General features: G+C 70.8%; 17 protein-coding genes and 2 pseudogenes. 10 read left to right on the forward strand and 9 right to left on the reverse strand.

Annotated features, from left to right (window positions below; all coding sequences use genetic code 11):
• Positions 1–5 precede the first annotated feature (5 nt).
• The 7 genes and pseudogenes from epsC to ACWD02_RS34845 all read left to right on the forward strand — a co-directional run bounded on the left by epsC (position 6) and on the right by ACWD02_RS34845 (position 7,361).
• The gene (gene epsC / locus ACWD02_RS34815) at positions 6–614 is read left to right on the forward strand and encodes a serine O-acetyltransferase EpsC (protein WP_451218245.1); all 609 of its coding nucleotides are present in this window, start codon (positions 6–8) and stop codon (positions 612–614) included.
• Between the two features lie 82 nt (positions 615–696).
• Positions 697–1,581 (forward strand): annotated as a pseudogene (locus ACWD02_RS34820) (ATP-grasp domain-containing protein); the annotation flags it as partial.
• Between the two features lie 114 nt (positions 1,582–1,695).
• Positions 1,696–2,919: a pyridoxal-phosphate dependent enzyme gene (locus ACWD02_RS34825; RefSeq protein WP_451218498.1), complete on the forward strand. Its 1,224-nt coding sequence runs from the start codon at positions 1,696–1,698 to the stop codon at positions 2,917–2,919.
• Positions 2,916–4,289, forward strand: coding sequence for an ATP-grasp domain-containing protein (locus ACWD02_RS34830; protein ID WP_451218248.1), 1,374 nt, complete (start codon positions 2,916–2,918; stop codon positions 4,287–4,289). The genes ACWD02_RS34825 and ACWD02_RS34830 overlap by 4 nt, the downstream gene beginning before the upstream one ends.
• The gene (locus tag ACWD02_RS34835; protein WP_451218251.1) at positions 4,286–5,563 is read left to right on the forward strand and encodes an ATP-grasp domain-containing protein; all 1,278 of its coding nucleotides are present in this window, start codon (positions 4,286–4,288) and stop codon (positions 5,561–5,563) included. The genes ACWD02_RS34830 and ACWD02_RS34835 overlap by 4 nt, the downstream gene beginning before the upstream one ends.
• Before the next feature lie 8 nt (positions 5,564–5,571).
• Entirely contained in the window at positions 5,572–6,837 is a 1,266-nt protein-coding gene (locus ACWD02_RS34840) for an MFS transporter (RefSeq protein WP_451218254.1), read from the forward strand.
• 71 nt (positions 6,838–6,908) lie between these two features.
• Positions 6,909–7,361 carry a cupin domain-containing protein gene (locus ACWD02_RS34845; protein ID WP_451218256.1) on the forward strand — a complete coding sequence of 151 codons (453 nt, stop codon included), beginning with the start codon at positions 6,909–6,911 and terminating at the stop codon, positions 7,359–7,361.
• A gap of 135 nt (positions 7,362–7,496) precedes the next feature.
• Here the strand turns inward: ACWD02_RS34845 and ACWD02_RS34850 are convergent, their stop codons facing one another.
• On the reverse strand, positions 7,497–7,976 hold the full coding sequence (locus ACWD02_RS34850) for a nucleoside deaminase (protein WP_451218501.1): 480 nt from the start codon (positions 7,974–7,976) through the stop codon (positions 7,497–7,499).
• Positions 7,977–8,167: 191 nt separating this feature from the next.
• Positions 8,168–9,004, reverse strand: coding sequence for an LLM class flavin-dependent oxidoreductase (locus ACWD02_RS34855; RefSeq protein WP_451218258.1), 837 nt, complete (start codon positions 9,002–9,004; stop codon positions 8,168–8,170).
• A gap of 130 nt (positions 9,005–9,134) precedes the next feature.
• On the opposite strand from ACWD02_RS34855, the gene ACWD02_RS34860 reads away from it, so the two are divergent.
• Entirely contained in the window at positions 9,135–9,806 is a 672-nt protein-coding gene (locus tag ACWD02_RS34860; protein ID WP_451218504.1) for a HEAT repeat domain-containing protein, read from the forward strand.
• A gap of 3 nt (positions 9,807–9,809) precedes the next feature.
• Positions 9,810–10,814 carry a MerR family transcriptional regulator gene (locus tag ACWD02_RS34865; protein ID WP_451218261.1) on the forward strand — a complete coding sequence of 335 codons (1,005 nt, stop codon included), beginning with the start codon at positions 9,810–9,812 and terminating at the stop codon, positions 10,812–10,814.
• A gap of 51 nt (positions 10,815–10,865) precedes the next feature.
• Here the strand turns inward: ACWD02_RS34865 and ACWD02_RS34870 are convergent, their stop codons facing one another.
• From ACWD02_RS34870 to ACWD02_RS34900, 7 genes and pseudogenes are all read right to left on the reverse strand, one after another.
• Positions 10,866–11,633: a DsbA family protein gene (locus ACWD02_RS34870; RefSeq protein WP_451218264.1), complete on the reverse strand. Its 768-nt coding sequence runs from the start codon at positions 11,631–11,633 to the stop codon at positions 10,866–10,868.
• Positions 11,623–13,047 carry a protoporphyrinogen oxidase gene (hemG, locus tag ACWD02_RS34875; RefSeq protein ID WP_451218267.1) on the reverse strand — a complete coding sequence of 475 codons (1,425 nt, stop codon included), beginning with the start codon at positions 13,045–13,047 and terminating at the stop codon, positions 11,623–11,625. The genes ACWD02_RS34870 and hemG overlap by 11 nt, the downstream gene beginning before the upstream one ends.
• The gene (locus ACWD02_RS34880) at positions 13,035–14,285 is read right to left on the reverse strand and encodes a TIGR04053 family radical SAM/SPASM domain-containing protein (protein ID WP_451218270.1); all 1,251 of its coding nucleotides are present in this window, start codon (positions 14,283–14,285) and stop codon (positions 13,035–13,037) included. Before ACWD02_RS34880 ends, hemG begins: the two co-directional genes overlap by 13 nt.
• Complete coding sequence (gene narI / locus ACWD02_RS34885; protein ID WP_451218507.1) at positions 14,282–15,010, reverse strand: respiratory nitrate reductase subunit gamma; 729 nt, start codon at positions 15,008–15,010, stop codon at positions 14,282–14,284. Before narI ends, ACWD02_RS34880 begins: the two co-directional genes overlap by 4 nt.
• Positions 15,010–15,645, reverse strand: coding sequence for a nitrate reductase molybdenum cofactor assembly chaperone (narJ, locus tag ACWD02_RS34890; RefSeq protein ID WP_451218273.1), 636 nt, complete (start codon positions 15,643–15,645; stop codon positions 15,010–15,012). The genes narI and narJ overlap by 1 nt, the downstream gene beginning before the upstream one ends.
• Entirely contained in the window at positions 15,642–17,162 is a 1,521-nt protein-coding gene (gene narH, locus ACWD02_RS34895) for a nitrate reductase subunit beta (protein ID WP_451218275.1), read from the reverse strand. The genes narJ and narH overlap by 4 nt, the downstream gene beginning before the upstream one ends.
• A gap of 1 nt (position 17,163) precedes the next feature.
• A pseudogene (locus ACWD02_RS34900) lies at positions 17,164–20,818 on the reverse strand (nitrate reductase subunit alpha).
• Positions 20,819–21,174: 356 nt separating this feature from the next.
• Here ACWD02_RS34900 and ACWD02_RS34905 point away from each other — a divergent pair.
• Positions 21,175–21,933: a YwiC-like family protein gene (locus tag ACWD02_RS34905; protein ID WP_451218278.1), complete on the forward strand. Its 759-nt coding sequence runs from the start codon at positions 21,175–21,177 to the stop codon at positions 21,931–21,933.
• Positions 21,934–22,065: the final 132 nt, after the last annotated feature.

Consider the following 22,065-nt stretch of genomic DNA (forward strand, 5'->3'; position numbering starts at 1 on the left):
ACCAGATGCGCAGGACACTCACCCGGATGCGGCAGGACCTCGCCATGATCGTGGACCGGGACCCGTCGATCCACACTCCCGCCGAGGCACTGCTGCACCCCGCCCTGCCGGCCCTGTGGGCCCATCGGGCGGCGCACGTCCTCTACACCCGCGGGCACCGGCAACTGGCCCGGTCCCTGGCCTACTTGGCCCGGGCCGTGACGGGCGGGATCGAGATCCATCCGGGTGCGCGCCTGGGCCGGCGCGTGTTCATCGACCACGGGGCCGCCGTCGTCATCGGGGAGACCGCCGAGATCGGTGACGACGTCACGATCTTCCACCAGGTCACGCTGGGCGCGATCGGCTGGTGGCGGGACGAGCGGCGCGCGCCCGGCGCCCGACGCCACCCGGTCGTCGGTGACCGGGTGGTGCTCGGCACCAACGCGATCGTGCTCGGCCCCGTCACCGTCGGCGCCGACGCGCTGATCGGCGCCGGCTCCCTGGTCCTGGGCGATGTACCGCCGCGGGCCCGGGTGACGGCTCCCCCGGCCGGAGTCGTCGTACCGCTGTCGGCCGCGGAGCGCGCGGCCTCGGAGCAGTTGCTGCACAGCCTGGCCACCGCCGGGTGCTGGTGACAGACCGCTCCCCCGCCCGCAGTTCACCCATATCTCGCTCGATTCCGACCGGCCGCGCGCCGGAACGCCAACGGAGGCACACATGATTCACGTCGGAGTCCTGGAGAGCAATCTCTCCGGTTCCGGCTTCGAGGGCCTGCAGATCATCAAGGAACTCGACTGCCGCGTCACCTTCTTCACCCGCGATCTGGACCGCTACCTCGAAGTCCCGGGCGGTCCCGACTACTTCGACCGCTACGTCGACGACATCGTCCGATGCGAGACGAACGTCTTTGAAAAGCTTCTGCCGCATGTCCACCAGGCAGCGGCCGAGCACCCCTTCGACGCCTTCCTCACCCTGGCCGAGTACGACGTGGTCGTGGCCGCCGAGGTCGCCGTCCACCTGGGGCTTCCCACCGTCAGTGTCGACGGCGTCGCCACCGCCCGCAACAAGGCGCTGATGCGCCGCCGTTGCGCCGAACTGGGCGTTGCCATACCGGCGTTCCGCACGGTGGGCACGCCCGCCGACGCGGCGAAGGCCGCGGCGGAGGTCGGCCTTCCCTGCGTGGTGAAGCCGGCCGACGAGACCAGCAGCGCCGACGTACGCCTGGTGGACAGCGCCGATCAGGCCGCCGAGCACGTCGCCCTGATCCAGTCCCGTGCGGAGAACACCCGTGGTCAGGCCCGGTATCACGAGCTGATGGTCGAGGAGTATCTGAGCGGCCCCGAGGTCAGCGTCGAGGTCCTTGCCGACGGCGACCGGTATGAGGTGTTCGGGGTGACCGACAAGTCGGTCGTCGGCCTCGGCTACTTCGTCGAGCTCGCCCACACCTTCCCCTCGCGCCTGCCCGAGCCGCTCGTGCGGGCCTGCGGGGATCTGGCCGTAGAGGCACTGCGCGCGGTCGGATTCGACCTGGGCATGGCCCATGTCGAGGTCAAGCTGACCGAGTCGGGACCCAAGCTCATCGAGATCAACCCCAGGCCCGCCGGCGGAAAGATCACCTTTCTGGTCGACCGGGCGCTGGGCATCAAGTCCCTGGAGCTGGTGGCCCGCCAGTACCTCGGCCAGCCGCTGCCGGTCCCGGTGCTGCCCACGCGTCCGGTGGGCGGCGCCGCCATCCGCTATCTGACCGCGCAGCCGGGCCGGGTGGTGTCGGTCACCGGACGGCAGCGCGCCGCCGCGCTGCCCGGCGTCGAGGAAGTCGTCGTCAAGCCCACACCGGGTTCCGTGGTGCGGGAGTTGCGCCGCAACGGCGATCGCGCCGGTCATGTCCTCGTGGTGGCCGAGACCGCCGAGCTGGCGGCCCGCACCGCGGAGGCCGCCGTCCAGGAGATCGGCATCCGGACCGAGCCGGTCTCCCGGCGGCCGGTCGCCGACTCCCTGACCGACCTGATCGGCGGTACACCGCTGCTGCGGCTGCCGATGGAGCAGATCGTGGACGGCGTCCCGGCCGACACCGAGGTCCTGGCCAAGCTGGAGCTGTTCAACCCGTGGTCGAGCAGCAAGGACCGGGCCGCCCTGTCGATGCTGCGCGGCGCCGAGAAGCAGGGGCTGCTCGTCCCGGGCACCGGAACCGTGATCGAGGCGACCTCCGGCAACACCGGAATCTCGCTGGCCGCGTTGGCGGCGAACCGCGGCTACCGCTGCGTGATCGTGCTGCCGGACAACGCGACCCCCGAACGCGTGGCCATGCTGCGCTCGCTCGGCGCCGAAGTGGTGCGCACCCCGCACACCGGCGGCTACCAGGCCGCGGTCGACAAGGCAGCGGAACTGCACCGGCAGACCCCCGGGTCGTGGTACTGCCGCCAGCACGACAACCCGGACAACACGCGGGCGCACTACGAGACGACCGGCCCCGAGATCTGGAACGACACCGACGGGCGGATCGACGTGCTGGTCTGCGGCGTGGGAACCGGCGGAACGCTCAGTGGCGCGGGGCGTTATCTGCGCGCATGTCACCCGGCGGTACGGATCGTGGCGGTGGAACCGGCGGGCTCGCCGCTGCTGTCCGGCGGCAGGCCAGGCACGCACGGCATCCCGGGTTTCAACGGCGGCTTCATCGCGCCGACCACCCAGCAGAGCCTCATCGACGAGGTGATCACGGTGTCCGACGCGGATGCCATGGACACCACCCGGCGGCTCGCAGTGCACGCCGGTCTGCTGGCGGGTGTCTCGGGTGGCGCGGTCGTCCACGCGTCCGGCGTCCTGGCCGCCCGCCCGCAGTTCCGGGGTCGGCGCATCGTGACGCTCCTGCCCGACACCGGTGAGCGGTATCTGAGCCTGCTCGGCCGCGAGAGCGCGTCGGCACCGGGCGGTGCACGATGACCGCGCCCCGGCCCGCGGCGGGCCCGCCCACCGACGACCGGCCGCGCCTGCTGATGGTGATGCCCTACCGCCAGTTCGTGCGCAAGGCGCAGGCCGCGGGGTTCTGGGTCGGCGCGATCTGGGATCCGCGGCTGCAGACACCGGAGTATCTCGACGACGTACACGCCCTGGCGGACCTGTTCGTGACGACCGACTTCCAGGACCCGGTGCTGCTGCGGCACACCATCCGCGAGGTGGCCCGGCAGCACCACGCCTCGGTGATCTACCACATCGGCGCGGAGGAGACGATGGTCACCGCCCACGAGGTGGCCGAGGACCTGCGCGCCGAGGTCAACCCGGCCGCGGCAATCCGAGTCCTCGCCGACAAGCACGCGATGCGGGACCTGCTGGCACTCAACGAACTGTCCCCGGTGGCCTTCGAGTCGGCGCCGACGCGGCACGACGTACCGGCCGCCGTCGAACGGATCGGCCCTCCGGCCGTCGTCAAGCCGGTCGCACTCGCGGGCAGCCGGGGCGTGTTCCTGTGGCAGCAGGCGAACGACCGGGCGGCCTGGACGAAGCTCGTCGACGCGTACGGCTACGAAGGTCCGTTCCTCGTCGAGGAGTACCTGCGCGGCCCCGAGTACAGCGTGGAGACCTTGAGCCAGGACGGCAGGCACCACGTCGTTGGCATCACCGAGAAACTCCTGGGCGCACCGCCGCTGTTCGTGGAGGTGGGGCACGTCCATCCGGCACCGCTGCCCCGGGCCCGTGAGCGGGCCATCGAAGAACTGACCCTCCGCTTCCTCACCGTGTGCGGGTACCGCTTCGGCCCCGCGCACACCGAGGTGATCTGGACGCCGCGCGGCCCGCGCATCGTCGAGTCGCAGGCCCGCCTCGGCGGCGACCGGATCCCCAGGCTCGTCGAACTGGCCGGTGGCCTCGACATCGAGCAGGCGATCTTCGCGGGCCTCACGGGCGCACCGGTCGACGTGCCGGAGCCGTCGGCGACGGCAGCCGTGCGGTTCTTCCTCTTCCCGCCCGGCCGCGTCGAGGAGGTTCGTGGCCTGGAGCAGGTCCGAAGGCTGCCGTACGTCGACGAGTTGACGCTGCGGCTGCGCCCCGGCGACACCGTGACGGCAGTCCGCGACTCCAAGGGCCGCCACGGGCACGTCATCGTCTCCGGTGCCACGCCCGAGCAAGCCCGCAGCCGGTGCGCCGAGGTGCTGGCCGCCATCGAGCTCGTCATCGACGGAACGCCCGTACGAGCCAGCGGCCGAGCGGGAGAGCCACCGGTTCCCGTACGTGCGCCGTCCCTCACCAGTCCCCTCCACCGCACACAGGCACCGACCGTGCGGCGCCCCACATCAACGGCCAGGAGGTCCTCATGACCGACCAGAAGGTGTCCATGACCACCCCCGATGCCGACGCGCAGGTGGTGTTCGTCGGCTACAACGCGGCCTACTTGCACGCCATCGACGGGAGTGTGCCCGAGGGCTCCGTCGTGGTCCTCGAAGAACCCGACATCATCCGCAAACGGGAACTGAGCGACGCGGCGGCACGCTTCGGCTGTCTGGACCGCATCATCCCGGCGAGCTACCAGCAGTCGTCCGGGGCCCTCGACCTGGCGGCCGCGCTGGAGGCCGAGCGCCCGGTGGCCGCGGTCGTGCCCGGCCTGGAGTACGCGGTGCCCGCGGCGGCGGCGCTGGCCGAGAAGCTCGGCCTTCCGGGTGCGACCGAACACGCCGCGCAAGCCCTGCGGGACAAGGTCCGGCTGCGCGAGGTCTGCGATGCCGGCGGCGTCCGCGGTCCGCGCTGGCGCGAGGTGCACGGCCCCGCGGACATCCGCGACTTCGCCGGCGACGGCCCCGTGGTGGTCAAGCCGGCCAATCGGCAGGCCAGCGTCGGCGTACAGCTCCTCGACTCGGTCGACGCGACCACCGCGGCGCGGGCGTGGGAGCGCACTTCCTCCGCCGCCGAGTACGAGCAGGTGCCCGACCGGAGCCTGACGTGGCGCTTCCTGGCCGAGGAACGCCTGCGAGGGCCCGAGTACAGCGTCGAGGCGCTGGTCCGACAGGGCGAGATCATCTTCCACAACATCACGGCCAAGACAGTGATCGCGGGGCCCTACCCGGTGGAACTCGGCCACCTGCTGCCCGCTCCGCTCGACCAGGCCACGCAGACCGCGTTCGAGGCGGCCATGCGTGCGCTCGTCGCGGCGACCGGCTACCGCACCGGCATCCTGCACGCCGAATGGATCCTGACCGAGGCCGGTCCTGCGCTGGTGGAATGCGCGGGCCGCTGCCCCGGCGACCACCTGATCGACCTGAACGACCTTGCCTACGGAACACGGATCAGGCTGGCCCTGATCGACCTGCTGGCCGGCCGCCCTGTCACCCTCCCCCGCACCGCGCGCCTGACCTCGGCGATCCGGTTCCTGGCCGCCGAGCCGGGCACCGTCACGGCGGTCACGGGAACGGACGCGGCACGGGTCCTGCCCGGTGTCCGGGACGTGGAGGTCGACGTCGAGGCAGGCCAAAAGGTCCGGCCGTGGGCGTCCTCCTGGGACCGCGCCGGACACGTCATCGCGACCGGGCCGGATGCGGCCACCACACAGCGACGCGTCCTCACCGCCGACGCCGTCATCCGCATCACCACACAGTGAGGAAGCAGATGTCTGTTCTCTGGCAGCGCGTCCGCGGATGGCCGAGGTCCGTCCCCGGCGGGCCGGTCGGCCTACGCCTGTCCGTGATGGCGATGATCGACGCCGTCGGCACCGGCGCCTTCCTGGCCGTCTCCGTCCCGTTCATCACCCGCTCCGTCGGTCTGTCGGTGGGCGAACTCAGCCTCGGCCTGACCCTGTCCGCCGCCATCGCCCTGGCCACGGCGGTACCGATCGGCATCGTGGCCGACCGGATCGGCCCGAAGAAGGTACTGATCGGGGTGAGCCTGTGGCGCTGCGCCTGCTTCGTGCTCTACCCGTTCGTCCAGAACCTGTGGCAGTTCCTTGCGGTGGTGTGCCTGCTCGGCCTGACCGACAAGGCGGCGGCACCGATGGAACAGGCCCTGGTCGGGCAGGTGACGGCCACCGACGACCGGGTCAAGGTGGTCGCGGTCCTGCGGTCCCTGCGCAACGTCGGCTTCACCGTCGGCGCCCTGCTCGGCGGTGTCGGCCTGCTGATCGACACCCGGGCCGGCTACGCGGCGATCCTGCTGCTCAACGCCGTCTCCTTCGCCGTACTCGCCCACCTGGCCCACCGGTTGCCGCTGCTCAGCACGCCGGCCAAGAGCCTGCGCCGCCGCTTCTCGGTCGACGCGCTGCGCGACAAGCCGTTCCTGTCGTTCACCGGGATCAACGCGGTGCTCACCATGCACATGACCCTGCTGAGCATCGGCATCCCCCTGTGGATCGTCGAGCACACCGACGTCCCTGCCGCGGTGATCTCGCCCCTGGTGGCGGTCAACACCGTGCTCGCCGTGACCCTGCAGGTACGCGCCAGCCGGGGCACCGAGACCATCGCCGGTTCGGCACGGGCGCTGGTGCGGGCCGGCCTGGCCCTCGCGGCGTGCTGCCTGCTGCTCGTCGCGGCACCCAAGCCGTCCGTCGTCCTGGCCGTCGGCGTGCTGCTGCTCGCCATGGTCGCGCTGACCGCGGGCGAGCTGTTCCAGTCCGCCGGGGGCTGGGGCGGGTCGTATCTGCTCGCGGCACCCGGCCAGGAGGGCGTCTATCTGTCGGTCTTCTGGCTGAGCGTGGCCGTCCAGCAGATCGCGGCACCGCTCCTGATCGGCCTGGTCATCACCACCGGCACCACCGGGTGGGTCGTGCTGGCCGCGCTGTTCGCCGTCTGTGGGCTCGCGGCGCCGGTCATCGGCCGCTGGGCGCAGGCACAGGCGAACCGCCGGCCGCGGCAGGACCCGGCCCTGGCCGAAGCCACGTGATCACTCCCGCGCACCGCTGCGGTGTGCGGTTCCACCACTCGTCACCTCGAACATCATCCCTGGAGGGAAAAATGTCTGTTCCGCTGTACGTCCCCGCCGGTGAAGGCGAATACGTCGACATCCGAGACACGAAGAGGACGTATCTCAAGCTCACCACGCCCGACTCCAACGGGGAGTTCGGCTTCTTCGAGCATCACATGGCTCCGGAGGCCAAGGGCGCGTCCCCGCACATCCACAAGCAGTCCACCGAGATGTTCTACGTGGTCAAGGGCGAGATCGAGTTCACCATCGGCGACCGCAAGGTGGTCGGTGAGCCGGGCGCGTTCGCCTACGTCCCCAAGGGGGAGCCGCACGGCTTCACGAACCGGGGCACCGAGGACGCCACCCTGCTGATCATGTTCTACCCGATCTACGACCGCGAGGACTACTTCCGTGGGCTTGGCCGCCTGACGGCCGACGGGCGCAACCCCAGCATGGAGGAGCTGCGGGAACACATGGCGAAGTACGACCAGTTCATGGTCTGACGCCACGTGCCGCGACGCACATGCTGTGACGCCGCACGGCCCGATCCGCGGACCGACGGGAGCAAGCCGGGGCCCGGCAGCGCACCACGCTGCCGGGCCCCGCGACTGCCGGCCCGCAGGCCGGCTGCCCCGTCCTCAGCCCTCCGCGTTCTTGCCCGTACGGAAGCGCCACTGCAACTCGCGGACCTGCTCGGCCAGTTCGGGCTCCGGACCGGCCACCTCCAGGCCGGGTACGACGTCCTGGATGGTCAGCGGGCTCAAGGGCGAGGTGATGGGCACACCCCACTCGGCCTTCCACTCCCGGGCCTGCCGGGACGAGCTCGCGTACACGATGCGGCCAAGGCCGACCCACCCGTGGGCGGCCGCGCACATCGGGCAGTGCTCCCCCGAGGTGTAGACGGTCGCCGTGGCCCGCTCCTCGGGGGTCAGGTGGGCCGCGGCCCACCGGGCGAGCGCGATCTCCGGGTGCGCCGTCGGGTCCTTGGTCGTGGACTCGCGGTTGCGGTCCTCGGCCCTGATCTTCCCGTCCGCGTCGACGAGCACGGACCCGAACGGCCAGTCACCGGCCTCCAGCGCCTCCGTCGCCAGTTCGATACAGCGACGCAGATAGGGCAGATCGGCCCGGGTGACGGTGGTGGCGGGAGGGGTGTCGGTCCCGGAAAGGTCGTGGTCATGAGGTGCCACTGCTGCTCCGTCTCTGTGTCCGTCGGTCTTCTGTGCCCGACGGTCGTCTGCGTCCGGCGGTCCTCCGCATCCGACGGTCTTCCGCGTCCGTCGTCTCGGCCGAGGTGCCGGAGGGATGCCCGCTACGTCCGGTGTGCGGCCACGACGGCCAGCGCCTGCCAGGCCGCCTCGGGCCGCAGGGTCTCGTTCGGATCGCCTTGGTAGGGGTCGAGCAGGATGTTCTCGGCGCCGGCCAAACGCAGTTCCTCGACGTCCTGCAGAAACTGCTCGAGGGTCCCTTCCCCGGCCCGGCGATCCGGGTGGTCGACCGGTCGCTCCGTGAGGTTGAGCCGAATCCGCGGCGCCAGACCCGGCACGGGCAGACCGAGTCGGGCGGAAATCCCCTTCAGCCGAGGCAGCGCCTCCCTGAACCAGGGCATCGTGAACCCCAGCGGATGCCAGGGAGCACCGAAACGCACGGCCCGTCGCATGCCCGCGTCGCTGTTTCCGCCGATCCACAGCGGAATCTGCCCGCATCGGTAGTCGGCGTCGTTCTCCCATGCGGTGCGCAGCGTGTGCAGATGTTCGTCGGTCAGCGCGCCACGCCGTTCGAAGGGCACACCGAGGGCCTGGAACTCCCCTCGGGCCCAGCCGACCCCGACACCCAGGATCAGTCGGCCACCGCTGAGTTGCTGCAGGTTGGCAGCCATGCGGGCGACCAGCAGCGGATGCCGGTAGGGGGTGATGAGGACGGTCGTGCCCAGGGTGATCCCGTCCGTGATCCCGGCCATCCAGGCGAGCGTGGTGAACGGCTCGTAGAACGGCGCGGGATACTGCTCGGCCACATCCGGCGTGATCGCCACGTGATCGGACATCATCAGCAGGTCGAAGCCGAGGCCCTCCACGGTCTCGGCCCACCGAGCCAGGTGATCGGGATTGGCCCCGGGCCCGAAGTTGGGGACGTTCACACCAATCCGCATGGGCGTCAGCCTAGCAATGAGTCTGGTGCAACGTGCCTGCTGTGGACGCCGGTTGGGCCACGGCCCTGTGCCCCTGTTTGACCTTGACACGGTGGCAAGGTCTTCACTGATCGGCGAGGAGGTGATCTCGATGACGGTCACGGGACAGGACACGGAGGCGCTGCGAGCGCTGCAAGGTCTGGAGGACGGGCGCTCGTCGGTGCGACTGCGGGCCGCTCTGGCCCTCGGCACGGCGCCGGACCCGCGCTTCGTCGACAAGCTCGTCGAGCGATCCGCGATCGAGCCCGAATTCTTCGTCCGGGACATGCTGACCTGGGCGCTCACCCGCCATCCGGTCTCCCTGACGCTCCCCGAGCTGCTCCGCGAGCTGCGCTCGGAGCGGCCACAGGCCCGGAGCCAGGCGCTGCACACGCTGTCGAAGATCGGGGACCGGCGGGCGTGGCCGGAGATCACGGGGGCGCTGCTGTCCGACCCCGACGCGGAGGTGGCACGCAGCGCCTGGCGGGCCGCGGTCATCCTCGTGCCGGAAGGCGAGGAGCCCGCGCTGGCCACGGCCCTCGCGACGCAGCTCGGACGCGGTGAGCGGGAGACGCAGCTGAGCCTCAGCCGGGCGCTGGTCGCACTGGGGGAAGCGATCCAGCCGGCACTGCGCGCCGCGACGAGGGCCGCGGACCCTCGCACGCGTACGCACGCCCTCGCCACGACACGGCTGCTGCGTGACCCGGACACGGGGTTCGAGTTCGCGATCGAGGAGGCGAAGCGCGTGGTGGCCCTCGGCGGTGACGGCCCGGAGGGACAATGAAGCGTGTTGATCGGTGAGGTGGCGCGACGGTCCGGGGTCAGTGCCCGCATGCTGCGGCATTACGAGTCGCTGGGCCTGGTACGGCCCTCGGGGCGTACCGGCTCCGGCTATCGGGAGTACTCCGGGCAGGACATCCGGCGGATCTTCCATGTCGAGAGTCTGCGGTCGCTGGGACTCTCGCTGCGGGAGATCGGGCGCGCTCTCGACGAACCCGGCTTCACGCCCTCGGCGCTCGTGGGGGACCTCGTCCTGCAGACACGCGAGCGCATCGCGGCCGAGACCGAGCTGCTCACGCGGCTGCGCCGGATCGATGCCGCCGACCCGGCGGACTGGGAGGACGTTCTCCAGGTCGTGGCGCTGCTCCAGGCGCTGGGCTCGAAGAGCGCGAGCGCGCGCCAGCGTGCGGCCCTCTCGGCGGACGACGAGGTTCCGGTGCCGGTCGAGGCCCTGGTGGAGGCGGCACTCAGTGAGACGGACGCGAACGTCGCCGGGGCCCTTCGGTGGGCGCTGGCACGCTCGGGCCAGGACGGCGTGGCGCTGCTGGCGGAGGGCCTCGGCTCACCGGCGGCCGCGGTGCGGGAACGTGCCGTTCGGTCCCTCGCCGAGATGCCCGGCGACGAGGCCGACGCCCTGCTGCGCCTGGGCCTCGCGAGCCCTGATGACGTGGTCTGCGGGCATGCGGCACTGGCGCTCGGGGCACGAGGGGTGCCCGCCGCCGTCCCGACACTCGTCGACATGATCGTGGAAGGCAGGAACGACACCGACGCGGCCGATGCGCTGAGCGTGCTGGCGAGCGACTCCGCGCGGGCGGACCAGATCGCGACCAGACTCGTCGACCGCCTCGCCGACCCCACCGTTGGCGCGCCCGCACGCGGCCGGCTGACCCAGGCCATGGCAGGCATCCCGGGCACGACGACGGCACGTGCCCTCGCCGAGCTCTCCCACGACGAGGACCGGGCCGTGGCGGTGACCGCGGCCTACCTTCTCCAGCTGCGCGAGACGCGGTGACGGATCGGCCGGTACGCGCGACTTCGGCTGCCCCGGAAGGCAGCCGGCGGCCTAGGGTCCGTCGTTCGCGGCATCCACCTGGCGGGTGAAGTCCTTCGGGCTGACCGCTGTGCCGTTTTTGTCGATGACGGTGAGCTTCTTGCCGTTGGCCGTCACGGTCGGCGTGCCGGTGACATCGCTCTCGTAGAAGGCGTCGGCGACCTTGTCCGCCCAGGCCGCGTACGTCTTCTCCTTGACCGCCTTGTTGAAGGACGGCGTCCGCAACCCGGGTACCTTGCCCGCGATTTCGAGCAGACTCGCGGTGCTGCCGAACTCGTCGTCGCCCTCGTCCTCGGGCTGGTGGGCGAAGAGCGCGTCGTGAAAGGACCTGTACGTCGCCGAGCTCTCGTTCAGGGCTGCTCCGAGTGCGGCGATCGATGTCTTCGAGCCCTGGCCGCCCAGGCTCTTGTCGAGGAAGGCGGCCAGCTGGACCTCGACCCTGACCTTGCCGGAATCCGCCATCTCGTCGAGCGCCGGGCCGAGCTTGCGCTCGAATTCCGCGCAGTACGGGCAGCGCGGGTCCTCGTAGACCTTGATCGTGGTCCTGGCGTCGCTGTCGCCGTAGGCGATCAACGTACCGTCCCGGCCTTCGGAGTTGGCGGGAATCATCAGTGGCCGGTCCGCTTCCCCGGCCGAGCTGCTGCCAGTCGCTGCACCGAGACCGGCCGCGAAGGCCACGACGGTGGCGGCGCAGCCGCCGATCAGAGCGCGCCGGCGGAAGCGCGCATGCTTGGCCTCGCTCCCCTTGACGGTCTTGCCGCCGCTCTTCTTACTGCGCACCGGCGGTCTCCTGTCGGGTGAACGGCTCGATTCCCGGCGCCAGGCGGCGTGCCGCGGCCAGGCCGCTGCTGATGCAGGACGCGACCCCGACGCCCTCATAGGTCGCCCCGCACACGTCGAGGCCCGGCAGTGCGGCCAGTTCGTCCCTGACGAGGCTCACGCGGGCGCCATGACCGACGTGGTACTGGGGCAGGCCGCGCTCCCAGCGGGTGACGCGGCTCGCCGACGGATCGCCCAGGGGCCCCAGTGCCGCGGTCAGGTCCGACAGGGCGATCTGGGCCAGCGCCTTGTCCGGGAGGCCGAGCGGCGCATCGGCCCCGGCCCGTCCCAGCGACGCGCGGACGATGACGGCATCGGGGGTGTCCTGCGCGTACCAGGGCCATTTCCGGGACAGGAACGTGGCGCCCTTGACGGCGCGCCCGTCGACGGGCGGCACGAGAAATCCGTTGCGGCCCGCGAAGGCCTTGCGGGTCGCGTCGTCTGCGGGGAAGGCGAAGGTGACCACCACGGAGCTCGCGTGTTCGACCTCCGCGAGTGCGTCGGCGGCACGCGGGGCGTGCGAGCCCAGCAGCCGTGCGGCGACGTCGGAGGGTACGGCGAGGATCACGGCATCCGAGTCGAGGGTGAGCGGCCCGTCGCCGGTGTCGGCGTGAACGCGCCACCCCTCGCCGTCGGGCCGCGGGCGCAGGGAGCGGGCTGTCGTGCCGGTCAGGACCGTCGCTGCGGATGTTTCCGCGATCGCCTGGGCGAGGCGTCCCATGCCGCCGCGCACACCGCGTACCGGGGCGGTTCGTGGAGCACCCGCGCGGGCGGCCTCGCGGCGACGCAGAGCGGTCATGAGGGGTTCGCCGGACCGGGTGATGCTGGTGAGGAAGGGCAGCGCCGCGGCGAGGGACAGGCGAAAGACGTCGCCGCCGTAGATGCCGCCGAGCACCGGGGCCACGAGCCGCTGCACCGCCTCCCTGCCGATGAGGGGTTCCAGATAGCCGCCGATGCTCACGTCCGTGCTCGGCGGGAGCGGCTCGAGGTCATCACCGAGGTACAGGCGGCGTAGGCCTTCTTCGGACAACAGGCCTGTATGTGCGAGGAGTTCGGGTCTCGACGGGATGCCCATCAGGTGTCCTGGAGGCATGGGCCGCAGCGCGTCGCGCGTCCATATCGTGACCGGCGCGACGGCGGGCTCGCACAGCGAGTCGCCCAGGCCGACGGCCTGGGCGAGCCGCACGGCATCGGGTCCCATCGTCACCATGGACTCCGCGCCCAGGTCTATCGGGACCCCGGCGACACGGCCGGTACATATCTTGCCGCCCACCCGGGGCGCGCTGTCGAGCACGGTGACGCGTGCCGTGTCGCGCAGGGCCCATGCCGCGGAGAGGCCGCTGACGCCCGCGCCGATGACGGTTACCGATCGCATGAGGATCCACTTCGGGAGGAGGCCGGCGCGAGGACGGCTCGCAGCTCGGCCTGGTGGGGGAAGGAGCCCGGCCGGTAGGCGCAGTAGGGGTCTTCGGCGAACATGTCACCGGTGACCGCGTGGGCGCGGGACCGCGAACCGCCGCAGACCTGACGGAACTCGCAGGATGCGCACTTGCCGCCCAGCCGGCCGGGGTCGCGCAGGGAGACGAACAGGTCGGACGTGCGGTAGATCTCCGGGAGCGACCCGTGCCTGACGTTGCCCGCCGACACCGGCAGGAACCCGCTCGGGTGTACCTCGCCGGTGTGCGAGACGAAGACGAAGCCGCGCGCCGAGGACACGTCCATCGGCGGGCGACGCCGTGCCCGAAGCTGCCCCTGGAAGAGCCCCAACTCATCGGCTCGCCGTGTCAGTTCCCGGTGCGTCGGGCCGACCTGGGGACGCGTTCCGCGTTGGGCGTGAATGGCTCGCTGCACCGCCACACGCCGGAAGTGGTGGCCCTCCGTGGTCTTGGTGGCGATCACCGCACCGCAGTCGTAGAGGAAGTGCATCGCGTCCTCCACTTCCTGCGGCGTCAGACCGTCCAGCCGCGTACCCCGGCCGGTGGGCACCAGGAGGAAACCGGACCACAGCATGGCTCCCTCACGGCGCACCAGCGCGGCGATGTCGGCGAGGTCGCGCAGAGTGTGCCGGGTGAGCGTCGTGTTGATCTGCACCTTGAGGCCGAGGTCACGCGCCGTGCGCCAGCCGTCGAGGGTCCACTCGAAGACACCCTCGACCCCGCGGAAGGTGTCGTGCCGCTCGGCCGTCGCCCCGTCCAGGGACAGCGACAGGGCCACCGCGCCCGCGTCGCGTACCGCCGTCAGGTTGGCGCGGTTCAGCGTCGGCGTCCCCGAGGGTGACACGGCGATACGCAGGCCCAGCGAGGTTCCGTACGCGATCAGGCCGGTGAGGTCCTGGCGCTGGAACGGATCGCCGCCGGTGATCACGAACAGTGGTGACGGCCGCCCGAACTCCGCGGTCTGTCGCATCAGCTGCCGCGCCTCGGACCCGCTCAACTCGCTTGGGTCGCGGCCGGGTTGGGCGGTGGCGCGGCAGTGCAGGCACGCGAGTGGGCAGGCTCTGGTGGATTCCCAGATCACGATGAAGGGGCGTTCCGCGACGGCGTGGCGCGGGCTGCGCAGGGCCCGGTCACCCCGCACCGAGCTCGCAGAACCTGCTGAACTGCCCGGCCTCACTGCACACGCTCCCAGCCGCGCCTTGGCGCACGCTGCGCGGGCTGCTGATCCGGGTCCCGGCGGCGGTAGACGACGAACGGCCGGAAGAGGTAACGCACCGGGGCGCTGAACATGTGGACCAGGCGGGAGTACGGGATGAGGGTGATGAGTGCGAAGCCGAAGAGGACGTGCAGCTTGAAGGCCAGGGGCGTGCCTGCCATCAGTGCGTAGTCCGGCTGGAGCGTGAACAGGGAGCGGAACCAGACCGAGATGCCCTCGCGGTAGTTGTAATCCCCGCTCATTCCGGCTGAGTTGAGGAGCGTCGCGGTCAGGCCCAGGAGCATCGCGCCGATCAGCACGGTGTACATGAGGTGGTCGCTGCGCAAGGTCGCCCGGCGTACACCCGGCACGGTGCGGCGGCGGTACACCAGGATGCCGATGCCGGCCAGCGCGGCGATGCCCGCGAGAGCGCCGGTCGACACCGCGACGAGGTGGTACAGGTGGTCGCCCACGCCGACCGCGTCCGTCCAGCTCTGGGGGATCAGCAGCCCCACCAGGTGGCCGATCACCACGAACGCCATGCCGAAGTGGAACAGCGGGGAGCCGATGCGCAGCAGCCGTGACTCGTGCAGTTGGGAGGAGTGGGTCGTCAGGCCGAAGCGGTCGTGGCGCGAGCGCCACACCAGGCCCGAGACGAGCAGGACGAGGGCGACGTAGGGCAGGACGCCCCACAGCAGCAGGTCCATCACGCCGGGGTCCTTTCGGGCAGGGCCGGCCAGGGCAGTTCGATGCCGGGGCCGAGGGGTTCGAGGCCGACGCTCTCGCGCGGCGGCCCCTGGCGGGCCAGCGCCTTGGCCTCCTGGCGGGTGACGGGCGAGGGGCCGGGGAGTGTGGCGCAGACGGTTTTGAGGAGATGCGCGTAGGGGGTGCCGTGCTCGGTGAGCGCGAGCCGCAGGAGTTCGAGTCCGGCTCGATGCTCCTGGAGCAGGTCGGTGCCGGCTGTCGGCTCCAGCGCCGCGAACTCCAGCATGACGGGCAGGTAGTCGGGCAGTTCCTCGCCGTCGAACTCCAGGCCGTGCGCGCGGTAGACGCCCTTCACGCGGACGAGGGAGAGGCCGCGATTGCGGGTGTCACCGTCGGTCCACCAGGTCAGATAGGGGCTGCGGCGGTTGCGGGTGTCGAAGACGGAGGCGTGGTGCGCGGCCAGGTCAAGGGGGCGCACCTCGTCCACGTGGTCCAGGAAGGCAGCGAGGTGGCCGTCCGGCCCACCGTCAACGGCCTCGCATACCTTCCGTATGAGCGGCAGTTGTTGATACATGTGCTCGTCGGGGTGGGCAAGCAGGCGCGCGGCCGCGAGCCGCAGCATGGCGTCCGGCGTCATGCGGGCCTCCGAAGGGTGGGCAGGTTGAGCAGTACGGGTTTGTCGGGCACCGATCCCACCGGGCACCCGGCGTCCAGCGGATGGGAGTCGGCCAGGGCGTCGGCGTCGGCGCGGGCCGCACTCGGGATGACGTAGCGGTCCTCGTACTTGGCGATGGCCAACAGCCGGAACATGTCCTCGAGCTCCTGTCCGGTCAGCCGCACGGACGCCGCGATGCGCGGGTCCGGCTCCTCGCCGAAGTTGCGGCCGCGCATATGGGCGCGCATCGCGGCCATGCGGCGCAGCACGGCGTCCACGGGGTAGGTGTCACCCGCGGTGAGCAGTTCGGCCAGGTACTCCACGGGGATGCGCAGGCTTTCGATGGCGCCGAAGAGATTTCCCGCGTTCTCGCCGTCGTGCCCGCCGGCGGAGACTGCCTCCACCACCGGGGAGAGCGGCGGAACGTACCAGACCATGGGCATGGTGCGGTATTCGGGACGCAGCGGGAGCGCCACCTGGTAGGTGCGGATCAGGTCGAACACCGGGGAGCGGCGTGCCGCGTCCAGCCACTCGTCGCTGATGCCGCTCGCGCGCGCCGCCTCGATCACCGCCGGGTCACGCGGATCGAGGAAGCACTCCAACTGGGCCGGATACAGGTCGTGTTCGTCTGCGACGGCCGCCGCTTCGGTCACCTTGTCGGCGTCGTAGAGCATCACGCCGAGGTAGCGCATGCGCCCGACGCAGGTCTCGGAGCAGATGGTCGGCATGCCGATCTCGACGCGCGGGAAACAGAACGTGCACTTCTCCGCCTTGCCGGTGGCGTGGTTGAAGTAGACCTTCTTGTACGGGCAGGAGCTGACGCACATCCGCCAGCCCCGGCAGTCGTGCTGGTCCACGAGCACGATGCCGTCCTCGGCGCGCTTGTACATGGCACCCGAGGGACAGGCCGACACACAGGCCGGGTTGAGGCAGTGCTCGCAGACCCGCGGCAGATAGAACATGAAGCTCTGCTCGAACTCGAAGCGGATGCGTTCGCCGACCTCGTCCCTGATGCGTTCGACGATCGGGTCCTTGGAGGCGTGCTCGGGGGCGCCGCCGAGGTTGTCGTCCCAGTTCGGCCCCCACTGGATCGTGTCGATCGGCTCGCCGGTGGTCTGCGAGTACGGGCGCGCGACCGGCATGTCGTCGCCCGTGGGGGCCTCGGTGAGGTTCTTGTACTCGTAGGTCCACGGCTCGTAGTAGTCGTCGACGGTCGGCAGGTCGGGGTTGGCGAAGATCGTGCCGAGCCGCTTGACCCGGCCGCCGGCCCGCAGGCGAAGGCGGCCCGAGCGGGTGCGCTCCCAGCCGCCTTTCCAGCGGTCCTGGTCCTGCCAGCGGCGCGGATAGCCCTGGCCGGGGAGGGTCTCGACGTTGTTGAACCACACGTACTCGGTGCCGCGCCGGTTGGTCCACGCCTGCTTGCAGGTGACGGAGCAGGTGTGGCAGCCGATGCACTTGTCGAGGTTCATGACCATCGCCACTTGTGCCATGACACGCATGTCAGTACTCCACCTTCTGCGACCTGCGGCGGATGACCGTCACCTCGTCACGTTGGTTGCCCGTGGGGCCCAGGTAATTGAAGGCCCACGTCAACTGGGCGTAGCCGCCCACGAGATGGGTGGGCTTGAGCATGATCCGGGTGAGCGAGTTGTGGATGCCGCCGCGCTTTCCCGTCGTGCGCGTCTTGGGTACGCCAACCGTGCGTTCCTGGGCGTGGTTCATGTAGACGGTGCCGGGCGGCATCTTGTGCGAGACGATCGCGCGGGCGGTGACGACGCCGTTGCGGTTGACGGCCTCCACCCACTCGTTGTCGCGTATGCCGATGGCGTCCGCGTCCTGCGGCGACATCCACACGGTCTGACCGCCGCGACCGAGCGTCATCATGTACAGGTTGTCCTGGTACTGGGAGTGGATGGCCCACTTGTTGTGCGGGGTGAGGAACCGCACGGCCACCTCGCGCTCGTCGCCGACTGTGCCCAGCTCCGGCTCCCCGTAGAGCCGGTGCATGTTCAGCGGCGGCTTGTAGACGGGCAGCGCCTCGCCGACCTCGTGCATCCAGTCGTGGTCGATGAAGAAGTGCTGACGCCCCGTCAAGGTGTGCCATGGCTTGAGGTGTTCGGTGTTGACGGTGAATGCGGTGTAGCGCCGGCCGCCGGACTCACTGCCCGACCACTCCGGTGAGGTGATCACCGGCACGGGTGCCGCCTGGGTGTCCGCGAAGGTGACGCGCTTGCCCTCGTGCTCGGCGGCCAGATGTGCCATCTCCTGGCCCGTACTGGCCTCCAGGGTGTTGAAGCCCTGGGTGGCGAGACGGCCGTTGGACGTACCGGAGAGACTGAGGATCGCCTCGCAGGCCCGCTGCGCCGTGTCCAGGCGGGGGCGACCGTCGGCCACTCCCCCCCCGGACCGCTCCGTTCTTCTGGCGCAGGTAGGCGACTTCCTCGCCCACCTCGAAGGTGACCGCCTTCGTCGTCACGCCGAGGGTGTCGACGAGCGGGCCGAGCGCCGCGAACTTCTCGCCGATCGCGCCGTAGTCGCGCTCCACGACGCTCAGGTTGTACATGGTGCGGCCGGGTATGGGCTCGCACTCCCCCTGCGACCAGTCCAGAGCGACGCCGCCCGGCTGGGCCATTTCGCCGCCCGGCGTGTCGTGCTGGAGCGCCGTGGCCACCAGGTCCTTGCGTACACCCAGGTGATCGGCCGCCAGATCACTGAAGCGTCGGGCCAGCGCGTGGAAGATGTCGTAGTCGGAGCGAGCCCGCCAGGGCGGGTCGATCGCCGGGGTGAAGGCATGCAGGAAAGGGTGCATGTCCGTCGACGAGAGGTCGTGCTTCTCGTACCAGGTCGCCGCGGGCAGCACCACGTCGGACAGGAGCGTCGTCGACGTCATGCGGAAGTCGAGCGAGAGAAGCAGATCGAGCTTGCCCTCGACGTCACCCTCCCGGTAGGTCACGTCGCGCGGGGTACAGCGCGGCCCGTCGGCCGGCAGGTTGGAGTGCGTGCCCAGGAGGTGCTTGAGGAAGTACTCGTTGCCCTTGGAGCTGGAGCCGAGCAGATTGGCCCGCCATACGGTCAGCACGCGCGGCCAGTTCTCGGGCGCGTCGGGATCCTCGGTCGCGAACTTCAGCTTGCCGGACGTGAGTTGTTCCACCGTGTGGGCGACGGGGTCATCGGCCTCGCCCAGCTCCAGAGAATTGCGGTCGAACGTCGGGTACGAGGGCATCCACCCCATGCGGGCCGACGCGGCGAGACAGTCCGCGCCGGTCATGCCCCTGAAGCGGCCGTCGCCCAGTGGCGAGGCCAGTGCCTCGGCCGGCAGGGTGTCGTAACGCCACTGGTCGGTGTGCAGGTAGAACCAGCCCGCGCCGATCATCTGGCGCGGCGGCCGCGACCAGTCCGACGCGGCGGCGAGGGTGGCCCACCCGGTGACCGGGCGGCACTTCTCCTGGCCGACGTAGTGGCCCCAGCCGCCGCCGTTGCGGCCCTGGCAGCCGGTCAGGGTGAGCAGGGCCAGGAACGCGCGGTAGATGGTCTCGGAGTGGAACCAGTGGTTGGTCCCGGCCCCCATCAGGATCATGCAGCGGCCCTGCGAGCGCTCGGCGGTGTCAGCGAACTCCCGTGCCACGCGCACCGCTTGGGCCGCCGGAACCGACGTCAGGGTCTCCTGCCAGCCCGGCGTGCCGGGGGTGTCCGCGTCCTCGTACGACGTCGGCCACCGGCCGGGCAGACCCGGGCGCCCGACCGCGTACTGCGCGAGCATCAGGTCGAACACGGTCGTCACGAGCCGCCCGCCGACGCGCCGCACGGGAACCCCGCGGCGCTCGGTCCCGGGGGCGCCCTCCTCGAACCGGGGCAGCGTCACCTCGGCGCTTTCGCAGCCGCTCGCGTACAGGCTCAGCCGGGGGACGACGCCACCGAGGTCGAGGTTCCACTCAGGCTTCTCGCCGCTGCTCCAGCGGTGACCGAGGGTCCCGTTCGGGACGGTCGGCTCGCCGGTGGCGTCGTCGAGCAGCACCGGTTTCCACTCGGCGTTCTCGACGTCTTGGCCCAGGTCGGCGGCGTTGAGGAACTTGTGCGGGACCAGCCCGGCATCCGTTTCCTTCAGGGTGATCAGAAACGGCAGATCGGTGAACCTGCCTATGTAGTCGGTGAAGAACGGCGTCTGCCGGTCGACGAAGAACTCCTTGAGGATCACGTGGCCCATCGCGAGGGCGAGCGCGCCATCCGTGCCGGGGTGCGGATGCATCCACTCGTCGGCGAACTTCGTGTTGTCCGCGTAGTCCGGCGAGACGGCCACGACTTTCTGGCCCCGGTAGCGGGCCTCGGTCATCCAGTGCGCGTCGGGGGTCCTGGTGACGGGGACGTTCGAGCCCCACATCATCAGGTACGCGGCGTCCCACCAGTCGCCCGATTCGGGTACGTCGGTCTGGTCGCCGAACACCTGCGGCGAGGCGACCGGCAGATCGGCGTACCAGTCGTAGAACGACAGCATGGGCGCGCCGATCAGCGAGTGGAACCGGGCGCCTGCCGCGTGCGATGCCATCGACATGGCGGGGATCGGCGAGAACCCGGCGACCCGGTCGGGTCCGTGCGCCTTGATGGTGTGCACGTGCGCGGCGGCGACGATCTCCAGGGCTTCGTCCCAAGTGGACCGCACCAGGCCGCCCTTGCCGCGCGCCTGCTGGTATTCGCGGCGCCGCTCGGGGTCGCCCTGGATGTCCGCCCAGGCGAGCACCGGGTCCTTCAGGCGGGACTTCGCCTCCCGGTACATCTCGATCAGGGCTCCGCGGACGTAGGGGTAGCGGACCCTGGTCGGCGAGTAGGTGTACCAGGAGAAGGACGCGCCGCGCGGGCAGCCGCGCGGCTCGTACTCCGGCCGGTCTGGGCCCACGCTGGGGTAGTCCGTGGCCTGCGTCTCCCAGGTGATGATGCCGTCCTTGACATACACCTTCCACCGGCACGAACCGGTGCAGTTCACGCCGTGCGTCGAGTGCACGACCTTGTCGTGGCTCCACCGGTCCCGATAGAAGGACTCCGCGTCGCGGCCGCCCGTGCGGGTCACCGTCCGCAGGTCGTCGGAGACCGTATCCCGGCTGAAGAAACGGCCGGCCCTGATCAAAAGGTCGGCGGGGTCTCCGCCCTGCTTCTGCTGCACCCGGACTCCTCATGGACATCGACGGATCGGGCGCGCCGCGGCGCGCCCGATGTGGCGCGAGCACCGGTACGAAGATCGGTACGCGATGACACTATGCGGGCGCCCTGCGGTGATTTCACGGCATTGGTCCCATAACGGCGGGACCAAGGCCCGTACTTGTGGAGACCGCAGGCCGCGGCGGATCCGACCGGCGGACGACGCCGCACGCAAGCCCGGTTCGCGGGACGTTCGCCCGGCCGGAACGGGACCAACGGCTGCAACCACGCGGCAGCTTCGCTGACAGGCTGGTGACCGTCCGGGGGGTCGAGCAGACCGACAAGGCCCAGAGGTTCAAGAAGGCCGCGAAGGGGATTGTCATGGCATCGCGTGCCCTCCGGCGCTGGCTGCCCCATCAGCACGGGGCCTGGGCCATGCTCGTCGTTCCGTTCCTCACCGGAATGCTCCTTGGTACCCCCACTCCCTGGCACGCCGTCCTGCTCCTGGCCTGGCTGCTGGGATACCTGGCCTCGTTCCACGTCCAGCAGTGGCTGCGGCTGCGCCGGAACTCCCGCAACCCCCGGGCCGCCCGACGTCACGTGCTCCCGGCCCGGGTCTTCGGCCTCGCCCTGCTGCCTCCCGCCGTGGCGCTGGTCGTCCACGCGCCGTGGCTGCTGGCCGCCGGGGCGTGCGCGATGCCGTTCCTCGCCGTCAATGGCGCGTACGCGTGGCGCAACCGCGAGCGGGCCCTGCCGAACGGGATCGCCGCCGTGATCCCCGCCTGCGGAATGCTGCCGGTCGCGCTCCTCCTGGGCGGCGGCGACCTCGGCCACGCCTGGCGCCCGGCGCTGGCCTGCCTGCTCTACTTCGCGGGCACGGTTCTCTACGTCAAGACGATGATCCGGGAGCGGGGCAGCTCCCGGTATCGCCGGGCGTCCGCTGTCTGGCACGCCGGCGCGGCGGCCGTGACGTATGCCATGCACCTGTCCGCGGCGCTCGTGGTCTTCTTCGGTGTCTGCTTCCTCCGGGCGGTGTGGATGCCGACGCGCGGCACCGTACGGGCACCGGTGATCGGAGCCGTGGAGGTGGTCCTGTCCCTGGCCCTGCTCGGGGCGCTCGTCGCGGCGTACGGCGCGTGACGCTCCCCGGCACTCCGTGCGTGCGTGTGGCAGCGCCGGTACGGGTGGCGCCGGATGCGTGATCTCGCATTGTGGTCGCACCCTGGACCCGGATGCTGGTCAGTGTGTTTACATGCGCGTAATACATGAGTG

Source organism: Streptomyces sp. NPDC002853, from assembly GCF_053591915.1.

Excerpts from the sequence above, each read along its gene's own strand:
- epsC (WP_451218245.1), top strand. The coding sequence starts at position 6 with ATGCGCAGGACACTCACCCGGATGCGGCAGGACCTCGCCATGATCGTG.
- ACWD02_RS34830 (WP_451218248.1), top strand. The coding sequence starts at position 2,916 with ATGACCGCGCCCCGGCCCGCGGCGGGCCCGCCCACCGACGACCGGCCG.
- ACWD02_RS34835 (WP_451218251.1), top strand. The coding sequence starts at position 4,286 with ATGACCGACCAGAAGGTGTCCATGACCACCCCCGATGCCGACGCGCAG.
- ACWD02_RS34840 (WP_451218254.1), top strand. The coding sequence starts at position 5,572 with ATGTCTGTTCTCTGGCAGCGCGTCCGCGGATGGCCGAGGTCCGTCCCC.
- ACWD02_RS34845 (WP_451218256.1), top strand. The coding sequence starts at position 6,909 with ATGTCTGTTCCGCTGTACGTCCCCGCCGGTGAAGGCGAATACGTCGAC.
- ACWD02_RS34855 (WP_451218258.1), bottom strand. The coding sequence starts at position 9,004 with ATGCGGATTGGTGTGAACGTCCCCAACTTCGGGCCCGGGGCCAATCCC.
- ACWD02_RS34860 (WP_451218504.1), top strand. The coding sequence starts at position 9,135 with ATGACGGTCACGGGACAGGACACGGAGGCGCTGCGAGCGCTGCAAGGT.
- hemG (WP_451218267.1), bottom strand. The coding sequence starts at position 13,047 with ATGCGATCGGTAACCGTCATCGGCGCGGGCGTCAGCGGCCTCTCCGCG.
- narI (WP_451218507.1), bottom strand. The coding sequence starts at position 15,010 with ATGGACCTGCTGCTGTGGGGCGTCCTGCCCTACGTCGCCCTCGTCCTG.
- narJ (WP_451218273.1), bottom strand. The coding sequence starts at position 15,645 with ATGACGCCGGACGCCATGCTGCGGCTCGCGGCCGCGCGCCTGCTTGCC.
- narH (WP_451218275.1), bottom strand. The coding sequence starts at position 17,162 with ATGCGTGTCATGGCACAAGTGGCGATGGTCATGAACCTCGACAAGTGC.
- ACWD02_RS34905 (WP_451218278.1), top strand. The coding sequence starts at position 21,175 with ATGGCATCGCGTGCCCTCCGGCGCTGGCTGCCCCATCAGCACGGGGCC.